At 66.1% G+C, this 15,403-nt stretch carries 15 protein-coding genes; 7 read left to right on the top strand and 8 right to left on the bottom strand.

The genetic code is table 11. From position 1 onward, the window contains the following. Positions 1-6: 6 nt before the first annotated feature. From BLQ70_RS12295 to BLQ70_RS12275, 5 genes are all read left to right on the top strand, one after another. Positions 7-690 (top strand): amino acid ABC transporter permease, encoded by a 684-nt coding sequence (locus BLQ70_RS12295; protein ID WP_061971804.1) that lies wholly within the window; start codon positions 7-9, stop codon positions 688-690. 7 nt (positions 691-697) lie between these two features. Then, on the top strand, positions 698-1,357 hold the full coding sequence (locus BLQ70_RS12290; RefSeq protein WP_091857226.1) for an amino acid ABC transporter permease: 660 nt from the start codon (positions 698-700) through the stop codon (positions 1,355-1,357). Continuing rightward, complete coding sequence (locus BLQ70_RS12285; RefSeq protein ID WP_061971808.1) at positions 1,332-2,060, top strand: amino acid ABC transporter ATP-binding protein; 729 nt, start codon at positions 1,332-1,334, stop codon at positions 2,058-2,060. Before BLQ70_RS12290 ends, BLQ70_RS12285 begins: the two co-directional genes overlap by 26 nt. A gap of 59 nt (positions 2,061-2,119) precedes the next feature. Continuing rightward, the gene (locus tag BLQ70_RS12280) at positions 2,120-2,923 is read left to right on the top strand and encodes a transporter substrate-binding domain-containing protein (RefSeq protein ID WP_091857225.1); all 804 of its coding nucleotides are present in this window, start codon (positions 2,120-2,122) and stop codon (positions 2,921-2,923) included. A gap of 83 nt (positions 2,924-3,006) precedes the next feature. Then, entirely contained in the window at positions 3,007-4,041 is a 1,035-nt protein-coding gene (locus BLQ70_RS12275) for an aldo/keto reductase (RefSeq protein WP_091857224.1), read from the top strand. 3 nt (positions 4,042-4,044) lie between these two features. Here the strand turns inward: BLQ70_RS12275 and BLQ70_RS12270 are convergent, their stop codons facing one another. The 8 genes from BLQ70_RS12270 to BLQ70_RS12235 form a co-directional block, all read right to left on the bottom strand. After that, a complete protein-coding gene (locus tag BLQ70_RS12270) occupies positions 4,045-5,319 on the bottom strand; it encodes a M20/M25/M40 family metallo-hydrolase (RefSeq protein WP_170843387.1) in 1,275 nt (424 codons plus the stop codon). Between the two features lie 43 nt (positions 5,320-5,362). Then, the gene (locus BLQ70_RS12265) at positions 5,363-6,295 is read right to left on the bottom strand and encodes an acetamidase/formamidase family protein (RefSeq protein ID WP_091857723.1); all 933 of its coding nucleotides are present in this window, start codon (positions 6,293-6,295) and stop codon (positions 5,363-5,365) included. Positions 6,296-6,681: 386 nt separating this feature from the next. After that, positions 6,682-7,194 carry a peptide-methionine (S)-S-oxide reductase MsrA gene (gene msrA / locus BLQ70_RS12260; protein ID WP_091857222.1) on the bottom strand — a complete coding sequence of 171 codons (513 nt, stop codon included), beginning with the start codon at positions 7,192-7,194 and terminating at the stop codon, positions 6,682-6,684. Beyond that, complete coding sequence (msrB, locus tag BLQ70_RS12255; protein WP_091857221.1) at positions 7,194-7,640, bottom strand: peptide-methionine (R)-S-oxide reductase MsrB; 447 nt, start codon at positions 7,638-7,640, stop codon at positions 7,194-7,196. The genes msrA and msrB overlap by 1 nt, the downstream gene beginning before the upstream one ends. 173 nt (positions 7,641-7,813) lie before the next feature. Then, a complete protein-coding gene (locus BLQ70_RS12250) occupies positions 7,814-8,629 on the bottom strand; it encodes an NAD-dependent epimerase/dehydratase family protein (protein ID WP_091857220.1) in 816 nt (271 codons plus the stop codon). 141 nt (positions 8,630-8,770) lie between these two features. Continuing rightward, positions 8,771-10,480, bottom strand: a complete 1,710-nt coding sequence (locus tag BLQ70_RS12245; RefSeq protein WP_170843386.1) for a hydantoinase B/oxoprolinase family protein — start codon at positions 10,478-10,480, stop codon at positions 8,771-8,773. After that, entirely contained in the window at positions 10,473-12,599 is a 2,127-nt protein-coding gene (locus tag BLQ70_RS12240; protein WP_091857219.1) for a hydantoinase/oxoprolinase family protein, read from the bottom strand. The genes BLQ70_RS12245 and BLQ70_RS12240 overlap by 8 nt, the downstream gene beginning before the upstream one ends. Positions 12,600-12,696: 97 nt before the next feature. Beyond that, entirely contained in the window at positions 12,697-13,632 is a 936-nt protein-coding gene (locus BLQ70_RS12235; protein WP_091857218.1) for a LysR family transcriptional regulator, read from the bottom strand. Between the two features lie 203 nt (positions 13,633-13,835). Here BLQ70_RS12235 and BLQ70_RS12230 point away from each other — a divergent pair, with 203 nt between their 5' ends. Then, positions 13,836-14,822: a TRAP transporter substrate-binding protein gene (locus tag BLQ70_RS12230; RefSeq protein ID WP_091857217.1), complete on the top strand. Its 987-nt coding sequence runs from the start codon at positions 13,836-13,838 to the stop codon at positions 14,820-14,822. Between the two features lie 52 nt (positions 14,823-14,874). After that, positions 14,875-15,396 (top strand): TRAP transporter small permease, encoded by a 522-nt coding sequence (locus tag BLQ70_RS12225; RefSeq protein WP_139163536.1) that lies wholly within the window; start codon positions 14,875-14,877, stop codon positions 15,394-15,396. Positions 15,397-15,403: the final 7 nt, after the last annotated feature.

Genomic DNA, 15,403 nt, shown 5'->3' with positions numbered 1-15,403 from the left:
CGGACGATGCGCTACAAATTCGATTTCGGCGCCCTCGTCGAGCATTGGCCGGAATTCCTGAGCGGCGCATTGACGACGCTGCAGATGACCGCCTTCGCCGTCGTCTTCGGGCTGGCGATCGGCATTCTCTGCGCCATCGGCCGGCGTAGCGCCTCGCCCGCCCTGCAATGGCTCTGCGGCTTCTATGTCGAGACGATCCGCAACACGCCCTACCTGATCCAGATCTTTTTCATCTTCTTCGGGCTCTCGAGCATCGGCATCAAATTGCCGATCCTGGTCGCCGCGGTGCTGACGCTGGTCATCAATGTCGGCGCCTATACCGCCGAGATCGTCCGGGCCGGCATGGACACGATCCATCCAGGCCAGATCGAGGCGGCGCAGGCTCTCGGCCTCTCGCAGCCGCAGATCTACTGGGACGTGATCCTGCGCCCGGCGCTGGAGCGGGTCTATCCGGCGCTGACCAGCCAGTTCGTGCTGATGATGCTGGCCTCCTCGATCACCTCGCAGATCTCGGCCGAGGAGCTGACGGCGGTCGCCAACAACATCCAGTCCTTCACCTTCCGCGCTTTCGAGACCTACATCGTCGTCGCGGTGCTCTATCTCCTGCTCGCCGTCCTCCTGAAGCTCGCCTTCTACGGCTTCGGTCAGATCATCTTCCCGCGCCGCCGGCGCCTCGGCACGGCTCTGTGAGGGCGTGATGGGCGGCTTCACCCTCGTTCACTTCGTGTATCTGCTGCAGGCGACGCTCTGGACGGTCGTGCTGACCGTGCTCGCCTTCGGGCTCGGCAGCCTCGCCGGTTTCGTCGTGATGCTGGCACGCACCGCGCGGACCCGCTGGATCCGGGCGGTGTCGATGATCTATGTCGACATCATCCAGGGCACGCCGCTGCTGATCGTGCTGTTCCTGATCTATTTCGGCCTCGCCGTGGTCGGGATCGAGCTGCCGGCGCTGCTCGCCGCCGCGATCTCGCTGATGATCTATTGCAGCGCCTTCCTCGGCGAGATTTGGCGTGGCTGCGTCCAGTCCGTGCCGCGCACCCAGAGCGAGGCGGCCGAATGCCTCGGCCTGACGCGCTGGCAGACGCTGGTCGACGTCATCCTGCCGCAGGCGATGCGGATCGCGACGCCACCGACGGTCGGCTTCCTCGTCCAGGTGCTCAAGAACACCTCGCTCGCCTCGGTCGCCGGCTTCGTCGAGCTGACCCGCGCCAGCCAGGTCATCAACAACTCGCTGTTCCAGCCCTTCCTCGTCTTCGGCATCGCGGGCGCCCTCTATTTCGCGCTCTGCTACCCGCTGTCGCGGCTCAGCCGGGCGCTCGAAAGGAAACTCAATGTCGGCCGCCGTCAGCCTGCGTGACGTCCACAAGCGCTTCGGCGAGGTGGAGGTCCTGAAGGGCGTCTCCTTCGACGTGGCGCCGGGCGAGGTCGTGGCCGTCATCGGCCGCTCCGGCTCGGGCAAGTCGACCGCTCTGCGCTGCGTCAACCGGCTGGAGACGATCCAGTCCGGCGAGATCGAGGTCCACGGCCGGCGCGTCGACGATCCCCAGCTCGACCTGCGCGCTTTGCGCCGCGATGTCGGCATGGTCTTTCAGAGCTACAACCTCTTCCCGCATCTGACGGTGGCCGAGAACATCACGCTGGCCCCCCGGCGCGTGCGCAAGACGCCGCAGGCGGAAGCCCGCCATATCGCCGTGGAGGCGCTCGCCCGCGTCGGCCTCTCCGACAAGATCGACGCCTATCCAGAGCAGCTCTCCGGTGGCCAGCAGCAGCGGGTCGCCATCGCCCGCTCGCTGGCGATGGAGCCCAAGGTCATGCTGTTCGACGAAGTCACCTCCGCGCTCGATCCGCATCTCACCGGCGAGGTGCTCAAGGTCATGGAAGCGCTGGCGAAGGGCGGCATGACCATGCTCGTCGTCACCCACGAGATGGCCTTCGCCCGGCGCGTCGCCGACCGCGTCATCTTCATGCACACCGGCAAGGTCTGGGAGACCGGCGCCGGCGAGATGCTCGCAAATCCTCAGACCCCCGAGCTCAGGGAATTCCTCGCCAACGGGCTCTGACGATCCCGCGGCCGTCCGGCCGCCCGACGACCATAACGACAACGAAAAGGGAAACGACCATGACCACGATCACCCGCCGCACCGCTCTCGGTCTCGCGGCGACCGCCGGCGCCTTCCTTGCCCTGGGCAGCGCAGCCCATGCCGATCAGCTCGCCGACATCAAGAAGGCCGGCAAGATCCGCGTCGCGGTGGCGATGGGCGTGCCGCTCTTCGCCTTCGTCGACGGCCAGCTCAAGCCGACCGGCTCCGATGTCGAGACGGCCAAGCTCATCGCCAAGGATCTCGGCGTCCAGCTCGAGCTGATCGAGATCACCAACGCCGCGCGCGTGCCGACGATCCAGACCCGCAAGGCCGACATCCTCGTCGCCAATCTCGGCATCACCGCCGAGCGCAAGAAGGCGGTCGATTTCTCCGTGCCCTACGCCACGCTGAACATCATCGTCGCCGGCCCCGACAACGTCGAGATCAAGGATTACAAGGACCTGACCGGCAAGCGCATCGCGGTCACCCGCGCCACCGTCAACGACCAGATGGTGACGCAGAATTCCAAGGGCGCCGAGATCGTCCGCTTCGAGGACGACGCGACGCTGATCACCGCCGTCGTCTCCGGCCAGGTCGACATCGTCTCGACCCAGACCGCGGTGCTCTCCGCGATGAACGAGAAGCGCAGCGGCGCCAAGCTCGCGACCAAGTTCGTGCAGCAGGAGCTTAATCTCGGCATCGCCCTGCCGCAGGGCGAGACCGAACTGAAGTCGTGGCTCGACGGCTGGATCAAGAAGAAGGTGGCCGATGGCGAGCTCAACACCGTCTTCAAGAAGTTCCACAACCGCGACCTGCCGGCCGACCTGACCCAGCGCGGCTGATCCATCATCGCGATCGGCGGCGGGCTTGCGCGCCTGCCGCCGATCCGCAACTCTGCCGGCCCCTCGTCTGAAACGGGTCTTCCATGGCGAACGCGGCCGCTCCGTCCTCCCCCGTTCCGCCGGGCCGCCCCTTCGCGGGCCTCATCCCCAGCCTGATCGGCTTTGGCGGCGCGCCGCTCGGCGATCTCTACGTGCATCTCGACGAGGTGACGGCGCAGGACACGGTCCGCGCCGCGCTCGCGGCCGGCATTAATCTCGTCGATACCTCGCCGCTCTATGGTCACGGCCTCTCCGAGCACCGTATCGGCGCCGCCTTGCGCAGCGTGCCGCGCGACAGCGTCATCATCTCCACCAAGGTCGGGCGCTGGATGGCGGCCGGCCAGCCGACAGGCGACGGCTCGGGCTATGCCGGCGGCCTGCCGCATCCGGCGGTGATCGACTATTCCTATGACGGCGCGATGCGCTCCTTTGAGCAGTCCCTGCTCCGCCTCGGCACCGACCATATCGACATCCTGCTGATCCATGACGTTGATATCTGGACCCATGGCGACAGGATGGAGCAGCGCTTCTCCGAGGCGATGGACGGCGCCTATCGCGCGCTGGAGAGGCTGCGCGCGTCCGGCGCGGTCAAGGCCATCGGCGTCGGCGTCAACGAGGCCGAGATGTGCGTCCGCTTCGCCCGATCAGGCGATTTCGACGTGATGATGCTGGCTGGCCGCTATTCGCTGCTGGAGCAGGGCGCCCTGCCGGAATTCCTGCCGCTGGCGCTGGAGAAGAAGATCGCGGTGATGCTGGCTGGCGTCTTCAACTCCGGCATTCTCGCGACCGGGGCCAGACCCGGCGCCTTCTACAATTACAAGCCGGCGCCGCCGGAGGTGCTGGCGCGCGTCGCCCGGATCGAGGCGGTCTGCGCCAGCCATGGCGTCGCCTTGCCGCAAGCGGCGCTCGCCTTCTGCGCCGCTCATCCGGCGGTGGCGACGATCGTGCTCGGCGCGGTGACGCCGCAGGAGGTCGCCCGCAATCTCGACCTCGTCGCGCGGCCGGTACCGGCCGCGCTCTGGCGCGATCTAAAGGCCGAGGGCCTGCTCGCCGAAGAGGCGCCGGTCCCCGAGGCCTGAGCCTTACTTGGCCGCGGGCCCCGTCGAGCTGAGATAATCGACCGCGCAGGCGACGTGCAGCTTCATCACCGCGATCGCCTCGTCGATGGTAACATGCTCCTCGTCGGTGCCCATGCTGATCGGGGAGGGGCCGCAGATCAGGGCGGGAACGCCGCGCCAGCGCCAGTAACGCGTATCGGTGCCGCCCAGGCTTGAGACTGGCGGCGCGTCATGGCCGAGCAGTTCGCGGATATTGCCGCGCAGGATATTGGCCATCTCGCTGAACGGATCGGTCAGGCTCGCCGGATAGCTGTGGTCCTCGTTGACCACCATCTCGCAATCGGCCTCGCGGGCGAGGGTTTCGAGATCGGCGCGGATCGCGTCGCGGTCGGAGCCGATCGGGATGCGCATGTCCAGATGGGCGATGCAATGCGTCGGGATCTGCGTCGCCTTCTGCCCGCCCTGCAGGATGCCGACATTGACGGTGATGCGCCGGGCGACATCGCCCGCGCCCTTGCCGAGGTTGAGATCGGCGGCGGCGATCGTCTCCGGAGAAGTCAGCACCGCCTCGATCTCCGGCGGCAGCGTCGCCAGCTTGAGATGATAGCGGTCATAGATCGCGGTCACGAGCCGGCTCACATCCGCGATCGGGTTGCGCGCCCGGTGGGCATAGCCGCCATGGCCGCCGATGCTTTTCGCCGAAAGCGAGAAGCGCAGCGTGCCCTTCTCGGTGAAGCGTAGATTGGCGAGGCCGCTCGGCTCGCCGTTGAGGCAGCAATCAGCTTCCATCTCGTCGCCGAATTCATCGAACAGGAACTTGGTGCCGTAGCGCCCGCCCGATTGTTCGTCCGAGACCACCGTCAGCGACAGCGCGCCGTTGAGCTTCTCGCGATGCGGATAGAGCTGGCAGAACGCGAGGATCGAGGCGAGCGTCCCGGTCTTCATGTCGGAGGCGCCGCGGCCCATGATCTTGCCGTCGATGATCTCGGCTTCCCAGAGCTTCTCGTTGGTGACCGGGAAGATGTCCATATGGCCGTTGAGCATGAGATGACGGCCGGGCTGGCCCGCCTCCCAGCGGCTGATGATGTTCGGCATCTCCGGCACGAAGGCCTCGGTACGATGCGCCACGCCGGCGGCATCAAGCAACTCGCGCACGAAGGCCGCGGCCTCGCGCGTATCGCCCGGCGGGTTGACGCTCCTGATGCGCAGGAAGCGTTGCAGTAGCGCGACGATCTCGTCGCGGCGTTGATCGATCGCCTGAAGCAGTTCGGCCTTCAGGGCGGCGGTAGTCTCGGACATGGTCGTGGTCTTCTTGGACGGCGTTTCGAAAAGGATGGAGTGCTTAGCTACGGGCGCGGAACGACATCGCCCGCGTGAGCTCGGTCTTCTCCAGCCGCGCGGCGACGCAATAGGCGGGGTTGAAGACATTGGCGATATCGTAGCGCACCGCCTGCCCGAGCAGGTGGCTCGCCTCGATCGGGTCGACACCCAGGTCCTCGCCGACCCAGCGCAGCAGTTCCGTCGTGGCGAATTGCAGGGGCTGGTCGAGCGGGCGCCCGCTCGCGATCACCAGCAGGTCTGTTTCGGTCTCGCAGCGCGGCCAGCGCAGGCCCTGCTTCTTGACGAGCTTCACCGAGAATTCGACCTCGAACGAGGTCTCGACGCCGGTGCCGGCGATCTCGCCATCGCCCTGGCAGGCATGGCCGTCGCCGAGGAAGAACAGCGCGCCATCGACGAAGACCGGGAAGGCGATCGTCGCGCCCGGTCCGAACAGCCGGTAGTCCATGTTGCCGCCATTGGCGCCGCTGGTCGCGGTCGAGATCGCCTGGCCACGTTCCGGCGCGACGCCGAAGCAGCCGAGCATCGGCGCGAGCGGAAAGCTCCAGTCTTTGATGCGGGCGGTGGGCTCGAGCAGTTTCACCGTGCCGGCCTGCGCGTCGATCGCCCATTCATAGCGCTCGCGCTTTGGCAGTTCGTGCAGCATGCCGGGGTCGAGCACGCCGGGCGCCAAGGGCGAATAGGTCCAGCCGGTCTTCCGGTTCGGCGTCATCCGCTCGATCGTGACGAGCAATGCATCGCCCGGCTCGGCGCCGGCAACGAAGAACGGGCCGGTCATCGGGTTGCCGCGCGGGGCATGCTGCGCGCCGTCGCCTCCGAAGCCCGCCGCATCGAGCGTGGTCGTGACGACACTGTCGCCGCTGGCGATCTCCAGCACCGGCGGCAAGGTGGCGAGCACGTTCGAATATTGCGTGGGAGCAAAGTGATGGCGCGCCATGGAAACCTTCCTGAGCGGGATTTGCGTCTGTGTCCTGCGGTGACCGTAGGAGCAAGCCGCCGGCTTGAGAAGCACGCGCGGGCGAAGGGGCGCCCTGCATGCTGGTCAGCAGGCGCCGGCGCTGGACAAGACATGTCGATGTCAGGACATGGCGGACAGGGTGTCCGTCGCACTATCGCCCGCCGCGATCATCGTGGTTCGGAAAGCGCTGTATTTGTAGCCGCTTGCCGCAGGTTTCGTTCAAATCGAGCGGCCTTGGCCCGGATCGATCCGCGCCCGATGTCTGGTCGTATCCGGGTGAGGCGAGGCGTGCGCGATGGCGCGATCAACCGGCAGGCTCTCCGCGCCGCGCCGAAACCGGTTGGACGCGAAGAGCCCTGGATTTGTCAGGCTGCGGCACCTGTCCTGCGCGGCAACACCCAGTCCGGGCGGATGAAATGGCAGGTATAACCGTGCGGAATGCGTTCGAGGTAGTCCTGATGCTCAGGCTCCGCCTCCCAGAAATCACCGACCGGCTCGACTTGGGTGACGACCTTGCCCGGCCACAGTCCCGACGCCTCGACATCCGCGATCGTATCGAGCGCAACAGCCTTCTGCTCATCGCCGCTGAAATAGATCGCCGAGCGGTAGCTGGTGCCGCGGTCGTTGCCCTGGCGGTTGAGCGTGGTCGGATCGTGGATCTGGAAGAAGAATTCGAGCAATCGGCGATAGCTGGTCTGCGAGGGATCGAAGGTGATCTCGATCGCCTCGGCATGGGTGCCGTGATGGCGATAGGTCGCATTCGGCACGTCACCGCCGGAGTAACCGACCCGGGTCGAAACCACGCCGGGCAGCTTGCGGATGAGATCCTGCATGCCCCAGAAGCAGCCCCCGGCGAGAACAGCGCGTTCGGTCGTCATCAGATATCCTCCACCTGGTCGAGATAGTCTCTGTAACCCTGCTCGATCATCTCGTCGCGTGGCACGAAGCGCAGCGAGGCCGAGTTGATGCAGTAACGCAGGCCACCGCGATCGCGGGGGCCGTCCGGGAAAACATGGCCGAGATGGCTGTCGCCATGGGTCGAACGCACTTCCGTACGGACCATGCCGTGGCTGTCGTCGCCCAGCTCATTCACGTTCGCCGGTTCGATCGGCTTGGTGAAGCTCGGCCATCCGCAGCCCGACTCGTATTTGTCCGATGATGCAAACAGCGGCTCACCCGAGACGATGTCGACATAGATGCCGGGTTCCTTGTTGTCGAGAAGTGCCCCGGTTCCAGGACGCTCGGTCCCATTCTGCTGGGTGACTCGATATTCCTCGGGCGACAGCCTGGCGATCGCAGCTTCTGTCTTCCTGTAGGCTGACATGGATCTCTCCTTCGAACTCAGGCCCAAGAAATGGGTATTCGTTCCGAAGCTGTCCAATGCCCCGCGCCTATAATTTCCATGCTGTCACCGGCGCACCCGCGAAGTTCATGGCCACGCATAACGCCCGATCAGCAATCGAAGCTGCCCTGCGGCGGCTCGACGGGGGATGGCCTTCAGCCTTTTGCTTCGTCATCCGGATGCGGCATTTCGCAGAACTTGCCGCCGAGATAGCGTCCCGCGGGCGATAGCGGGTCGAGTGCCGGGGAGCTGGCTTCGACCTTGGCTCGGAACGGCTCCGAACTGTCCTGCGGGTGATAGCCGAGATGGCCGGCACCGCTATTGTCCACCGCCTTCACGCTGTTGTCGGAGGTGCCGAAGGCGATCGTGTGCCCGACGAAGGGCGCGCTCAGCGCCGCCGTGACGAGGCGCACGCAATCGGCGAAGGACAGATAGGACCAGAGCATCCGGCGATCGGCCGGCTCCGGGAAGGACGAGAAGATGCGCAGGCACGCTGTCTCGATGCCGTGCTTGTCCCAGTAGAGCCGGCTGAGGCTCTCCACGAAGGTCTTGCCGACGCCATAGAGGCAGTCGGGCCGCACCGGCGTATCGACTGGGATATGCGCGCCGATCTCGTGGAAGCCGATCGCGTGGACGGACGAGGCGTAGACGATGCGCTTGACCCCGTGTTTCCGCGCGCCCTCGTAGATGTGATAGGAGCCGCGGATACTGGAATCGAGGATCACCTGCCACTCGCGTTCGGTCGGCGCGCCGCCGAAATGGACGATGGCATCGCATCCTTCTGTCGTGGCGATCGTCGCTTCCATATCGGCGAGGTCGAAGATCGCCTCCTCCTCATGGGCGGCAAGCGGGCCGAGCGGCTCGCGATCGGCAAGGCGGATCACCCCGGCGAGCGGAGCAAGGCCGGCGCGAAGCTGCGAGCCGAGACGCCCGGCCGCGCCGGTGATCAGGATGCGGTTGTAATGCGGCATGCTATCCTCGCGTCTGACGGCCCCGTCGTGCCAGTGCGGCCACGTTCGGGCCATCCGGGTCGAAGGCCGCAGTGAGGCATCGACAGGCGATCGCTGACAAGCCGCAGCACTGCGCAGGCCGCCATGCCGCTGCCTCTGCCGCTAACGGGGCAGCTCACCGCGCCGGGACGCGGCCAGCACATCGGCCACCCGCTCCTCGGACAGGCCATAATCGGCGCGGGCCGCCTCGGCCGAGACATAGCCCAGGGCGAGGTCGCGCTCCACGCTGCTTGCGGGCCGCTCGGCGGATGCGCCATAGCCCGCGCCCCCCGGGAAGGCCATGACGACCTTGCGGCCATGCGGCACGAACTGCTTGCCCTTGCCCTTCATCGCCGTGCCGTCGTCGAGCGCGATGGTGGTCGGCGCGCCGCCGCCGCCGCCGCGCCGGCCGCGGGCGGGATGGTGGACGCGGTCGAACATCGCCTGGATGTCGAACTCGTAGCCCTCCCAGGCGCCGACCTCCATATGCTGCCCGAGGCCGCCGCGATGCTGGCCCTTGCCGCCGGAATCGGGCCGGAGCTCCTTGCGCCAGACGATCACCGGGCCGACCTGCTCGGTCGCCTCGACCGGCATCGTCATCACGCCGGAAGGGAAGGCGGTCGCGTTCATGCCGTCGAGCGCGGGCCGGGCACCGGAGCCGCCCGAATTGAAGGTCAGGACCTCGGCGCGCACGGGATCGGCCGGCCAGGGGCCGTCGCTGCGCGGCCGGAGCGAGACCTGGAAGTTGCACAGGCTCCCGGCGCCCTCGGCCGGGACGAGGCCGGGCAGGAGCTTGTCGAGCGCGTCGTAGATCGTGTCCGGCACCATATGGCCGATGATGTGGCGCAGCGCGACCGGCGCCGGCCAGACGGCGTTGACGATGGTGTGCTCCGGCGCCGTAATGCGGAACGGCTCCAGCGACGCCGCATTGTTCGGGATTTCCGGCGCGATGGCGCATTTCAGCGCGTAGCAGGTATAGGCCTTCGTATAGACCAGCGGCACGTTGATGCCGTTCTTGTCGACGCCGGAGGTGCCGGCCCAGTCGCAGAGCACGCCGTCCGGCTCGATCGAGATCTTCACCTTGAGGTCGATCGGCCGGCTGTAGCCGTCGATCCGCATATGGCCCTCGGCCTGCCCACGCGGCAGCGCGGCGATCTTGTCGAGCGTCGCCTGGCGCGAATTGGTGAGGATGAAATCGGAGATGCCGGCGAGGTCGGCGAGCCTGAACTCGACCATCATGTCGACCAGCCGGCGATGGCCGATCTCGTTGCAGGTCGCCAGCGCATAGATGTCGCCGACGAGTTGGTCGGGCTCGCGGACATTGCCGCGGATGATCGTGACCAGCGTCTCGTTGACCGTGCCGCGGTCGACGAACTTCATGATCGGGATATGCAGGCCTTCCTCGTAGACCGAGTTGGCATCGGCACCGAAGCCGCGCCCGCCGATATCGACGATATGGGCGGTGCAGGCGAAGAAGCCGACATGGCGGCCCTGGTGGAAGGACGGGCTGACGACGGTGATGTCGTGCAGGTGGCCGGTGCCCTCCCAGGGGTTGTTGGTGATGTAGACATCACCCTCGGCGATGTTCTCGCGCCCGATCCGGCGGATGAAATGGGCGACGGCATCGGCCATGGCGTTGACGTGGCCGGGCGTGCCGGTCACCGCCTGCGCCAGCATCTCGCCTTTCTCGTTGTAGACGCCCGCGGAAAGGTCTCCTGCCTCGCGCACCGAGGTCGAGAAGGAGGTGCGGATCAGCGCCTGGGCCTGTTCCTCGACGACCGAGATCAGGCGGTTCCACATGACCTGATAGGCGACCTTGGAGATCTCAGACATGGGCGGGCTCCTTCCGCGCGGCGACGGCAGCGGCGGGTGCGGCTTCGGCAAGGCGGATGTCGATGCAGCCGTCGTTCAGCGTGACGGCGAAGCGGCTCGACGGCAGGATGATGGTGGTCTCGTCCTCGGTGACGATGCCGGGGCCGCTGATCCGGCTGCCGGCGGGCAGGGCGGTGCGGCTATGGGCTTCAGCCTCGACGCGGCGGCCGAGCCCGGCATCGAAGACGGAGCGGCTGCCCTCCGCCGAGGCTTCGCGCAGCTGCGAGACCGGAGCGACCGGAGCAACCGCCTCCTGTGGCGTATGCGCGTTGACCGACCAGACGGTGATCTCGGCCGCGAGGCCCTTCACCGTGCGTCCGAAAAGATTGGCGTATTCGTGCTCGAAGCGCTGGAGGATGACGGCCGGATCGGCGGCGCGAGCCTCTTCCGGCGTCAGGATCACCGGGATTTCCCAGCCCTGGCCGGCATAGCGCATGTAGATCTTGTACTCGGCCTGGATCGCGCCGGCCCAGCCGCAGGAGCGCACCACCCGCGTCGCTTCCTCTTCCATCTCGTCGAAGAGTTTGGTGACGCGCGCCGTGTCGAACTGAGCGAGCCGCATGAACAGCGTGCGGTTGGCCTCGAAGCTGAACGGTGCTCGCAGGAAGCCGATCGCCGAGCCGACGCCGGCGCCGGGCGGCACGAGGCAGCGCGCGATGCCGAGCTTTTCGCAAAGCCGGCCGGCATGCAGCGGCGCTGCGCCGCCGAAGGCGATCATCGTGTATTCCGAGAGGTCCTCGCCGTTCTCAACGGCATGGACGCGGGCGGCGTTGGCCATGTTCTCGTCGACGACCTCGGCGACACCCCAGGCGCTTTCCTGGGCGTCCATGCCCAGCCTGCCGCCGATCTCCGACGTCAGCGCCGCAGCCGACTGGTCGGCGAAGAGGGGGATCGTGCCGGCTGCAAAGTTGTCCGGATCGATCTTGCCGAGGATGACGTCGGCATCGGTCACGGCCGGGCGTTTGCCGCCGCGGCCGTAGCAGGCCGGGCCGGGCTCGGAGCCCGCGCTTTCCGGCCCGACGCGGATCTGGTTCATCGAGTCGACATGGGCGAGGCTGCCGCCGCCGGCCCCGATCTCGACCATATCGATCACCGGGATCGAGATCGGCATGCCCGAGCCCTTCTTGAACCGGTAGGTCCGGGCGACCTCGAAGACGCGGGCGGTCTTCGGCGTATAGTTCTTGATCAGGCAGATCTTGGCGGTGGTGCCGCCCATGTCGAAGGAGAGCACCTTTTTCAGCCCGTGCCGCGCCGCGATGTCGGCGGCGAAGACGGCGCCGCCAGCCGGGCCGGATTCGACGAGGCGAACCGGGAATTCCGAGGCGCTCTCCAGGGAGATGATGCCGCCGCCCGAATGCATCAGGAAGATCGGGCAGGAAGCGCCCTCGGCTGCCAGCCGCCCCTTGAGCCGGACGAGATAGCTCTTCATCAGCGGCTTGATGAAAGCGTTGGCGATCGTCGTGTTGAAGCGCTCGTATTCCCGCATCTGCGGCGAGACTTCCGAGGAGAGCGAAACCATCGCGGCCGGCAGGCGCGCAGTCAGCACCTCCTGGATCAGGCGCTCATGCGCGTCGTTGACATAGGAATGCAGCAAGCCGACCGCGACGCTCTCGTAGCCGGCTTCGCGCAATTCATCGACGAGGGTCTCGACCGCGGTGCGATCGAGCGGGATCAGGACGTTGCCGCGCGCATCCATGCGCTCCTTGACCGTGTAGCGGCGGTTGCGCGGCAGCAGCGGCTCCGGCAGCGTCAGATTGAGGTCGTATTGCTCGAAGCGGCTTTCGGTGCGCATCTCGATGACGTCGCGAAAGCCTTCGGTGGTGATGAGAGCGGTCTTGGCGCCGCGCCGCTCGATCAGCGCATTGGTCGCCAGCGTCGTGCCATGGATGATCTGCCCGATCGCCGAGGCCGCGATGCCGGCCTTCTCGCAGACACGGTGCATGCCTTCGATGATCGCATCCTCAGGGGCAGTATACGTGGTCAGGACCTTGGTCGAGAACCGCTGTCCGTCCTGCTCGAGCACGACATCCGTAAAGGTTCCCCCGATATCGACGCCCAGTCGGGCCCCGAGAATGGACATGGCTTACGCGCCTCCGTTGTCTGATGAGGCGAGGATGGAATGCGGCATCGATGTCGTCGAATTATTATTATCTATGATATTTGATAAAGAGACTTTATCAGTTGGATCCACGTTCGGCGTGTTCTGCGGGCCGCCGGGCGTCACCCTGATGATGCCGCGCTGCCCGTTCGCTGGCGAGTTCAGCCGCCCGCTTGAGCAGAAAACTGGCAGGCGTATGGGCGTATGAGGCCGTGAAGATCAAAGCGCTCGGCTTCCATTCATAGGGGAACTCCACAAGCTCTCCGGTGTCGAGAAGCTTCTCCACCAGCGTCCGCGACATCGGCGCGATCCCGAGGCCGTCGATGGTCATCTGCAGGCTGGCTGCGAGGCTGCTCGACGGCACGATCCGGACCGGCCTCTCCCAGTTGTCGCGGAAATGCGCCGAGAGCTCGACGAAATGGCGCGTGTTGCGCGCATGGGTCAGGATCGTGTGCGAGGCCATCGTCGCCAGTTCGGAGCCGGTGAGCCCAAGCTGCGGCGAGGCCACCCAGAGATAGGGCACGGAGCCGAGATCGACATTGGTGATGTTGAAGTTCGAGATCGGGCCGTTCAGCAGGCACAGGTCAAGCGACCGCGACACCAGCTCCTCGCGCAGGTTGATCGTCAGGTCGACCCTGAGCTCGACATCGACATTCGGAAAGACCTGCCTGAGGTCGAGCAGATAGTCGCGGAGCCAGGTCTGGGCGATGAGCTCGGCGACGCCGAGCCTGAGGATGCCGATCTGCTGGTCGGAGCGGATCGATTGCTGCGAGAACTCCTCCGAGGCCTGCAGCACCCGCTCGGCCTGGCCGAGCAGCGAATGGCCGATCGGCGTCAGCGCGACCGAGCCGGAATCGCGGTGGAACAGCCTGACGCCCAGGACGGATTCGAGCTGCGAGATGCGCACGGAAATGTTCGGCTGGGTCGTGTTCAGACGCTCGGCCGTCGCCCGGAAACTGCCGAGCTTGGCCACCCAGACGAAACTTTCGAGTTGCTTCAGCGTCCAGTTCGGCATCGCTTATTTCCGGCATAGCCGCGCGAGCAGATAATGGCGGCATATCCTCGATAAAGAAAATGCATCGCGAAAACAGCAAAATTCAATTGGCTGCTATCGGCGGAACGCGGTGGACTATCGTTAGCCGTCGATCGGGCTTCGGCACGGCTCCGGCTCCAAACGCGCATGGATGTCTCCACAGCGCGACAAGAACGAGGGGAACCATGAACCGCAGAGCTTTGATCGCGTCCGCCGCCCTTTCCCTGAGCATCGGGCTCGCCGTTCCCGCCAGCGCCCAGACGAGCTGGACCATGGCCTCGGGGTATCCGGAGAGCAGCTTCTTCACCCAGAACATCCGGGAGATGATCAAGGAGATCGAGGAGAAGAGCGGCGGCAAGCTCAGGATCGACCTGCGCTCGAACGACAGCCTGATCAAGCTCGACGCGGTCAAGCGCGCCGTCCAGTCCGGCCAGATCCAGATCGGCGAGATCCGCCTCGGCGTCTACGGCAACGAGGCGGCGATGTACAATCTCGACAACATCCCCGGCGTCGCCACGACCTATGACCAGGCGACCAAGCTGACGCAGGCGCAGGCGCCGTTCTTCGAGGCGATGTTCAAGAAGAGCGGCCTGCGCGCCATCACCTATGTCGCCTGGCCGGGGCAGGGCTTCTATACCAAGGCCGAGCTCAAGGGGCTGGCGGACCTGAAGGGCCAGAAGCTGCGCATCTATTCGAAGCAGACGCAGATCATGGGCGAAAAGCTCGGCATGGAAGCGCTGATCCTGCCCTTCGCCGAAGTGCCCCAGGCCTTCTCGACCGGCATGATCCAGTCGCTCTGGACCAGCGCCCAGACCGGCACCGACGTCCAGATCTGGGACTACGTCAAGCACTTCACCTATACCGGCACGATGCACAACAAGAACGCGATCCTGGTCAACGAGCGCGCCTTCCGCCAGCTCGACCCGGCGACGCAGAAGGTGGTGCTGGAGGCCGGCGAGGCTGCGACGAAGCGCGGCTGGGAACTCTCCAAGAAGGCCGGCGAGGAACGCGAAGGCGTGCTGAAGAGCCATGGCGTGACGATCGCCCAGTCTCCGAAGGACATCCTCGACGCCATCGAGGCGGCCGGAAAGGGCATGGTCGCCGACTGGCTGGGCACCGCCACGGCCGAGGAGAAGGCCGTCTATGAAAACTACCAGAAGAGCCTGAAGTAACCGGCTTCCGCGCGCCACTCTTTCAATCAAATCATGGCCAGTGGGGTGACCGGTGATACGCGGAGTTCTCGACAGGTTCTATGAAGCGTGCGGCTACATCGCCGCCGCCTTCATGGTCGGCATCGGGCTGGCCATCGTCACCCAGATCGTGGGGCGCATGCGCGGCGTCACCGTGGACGCGACCGAAGCGGCGGGCCTGTGCCTGGCGGCATCGACCTTCTTCGGCCTCGCTCATACCTTCCGGCGTGGTGGGCATGTGCGGATCAACCTGATCGTCGACCGCCTGCCGCAACGCTGGCGGCACGGCGTCGAGATCTTCAACTGCCTGCTCGGCACGGTGGTGGTCTCGTTCCTCGCCTGGCATGTCGCATCGCTGGCGCTGCAATCGCGCGAGTTCAACGATGTCAGCCCCGGCCTGCTGGCGATGCCGTTCTGGATTCCGCAGACCGGCGTCGCCATCGGCATCGCCGCTCTGGCGATCGCCTTCATCGACGAGCTGATCTGGCTCCTCGCCGGCGGCAAGCCGCGCTACGAGGCGCCCGACGAAGTCGAGCTCGACAGGCCGGTGGCATAGGGGCCGA

The sequence above is a fragment of the Allobosea robiniae genome (assembly GCF_900102525.1).
GTDB lineage: Bacteria > Pseudomonadota > Alphaproteobacteria > Rhizobiales > Beijerinckiaceae > Allobosea > Allobosea robiniae.
This window is presented reverse-complemented; position numbering and strand designations above follow the sequence as displayed.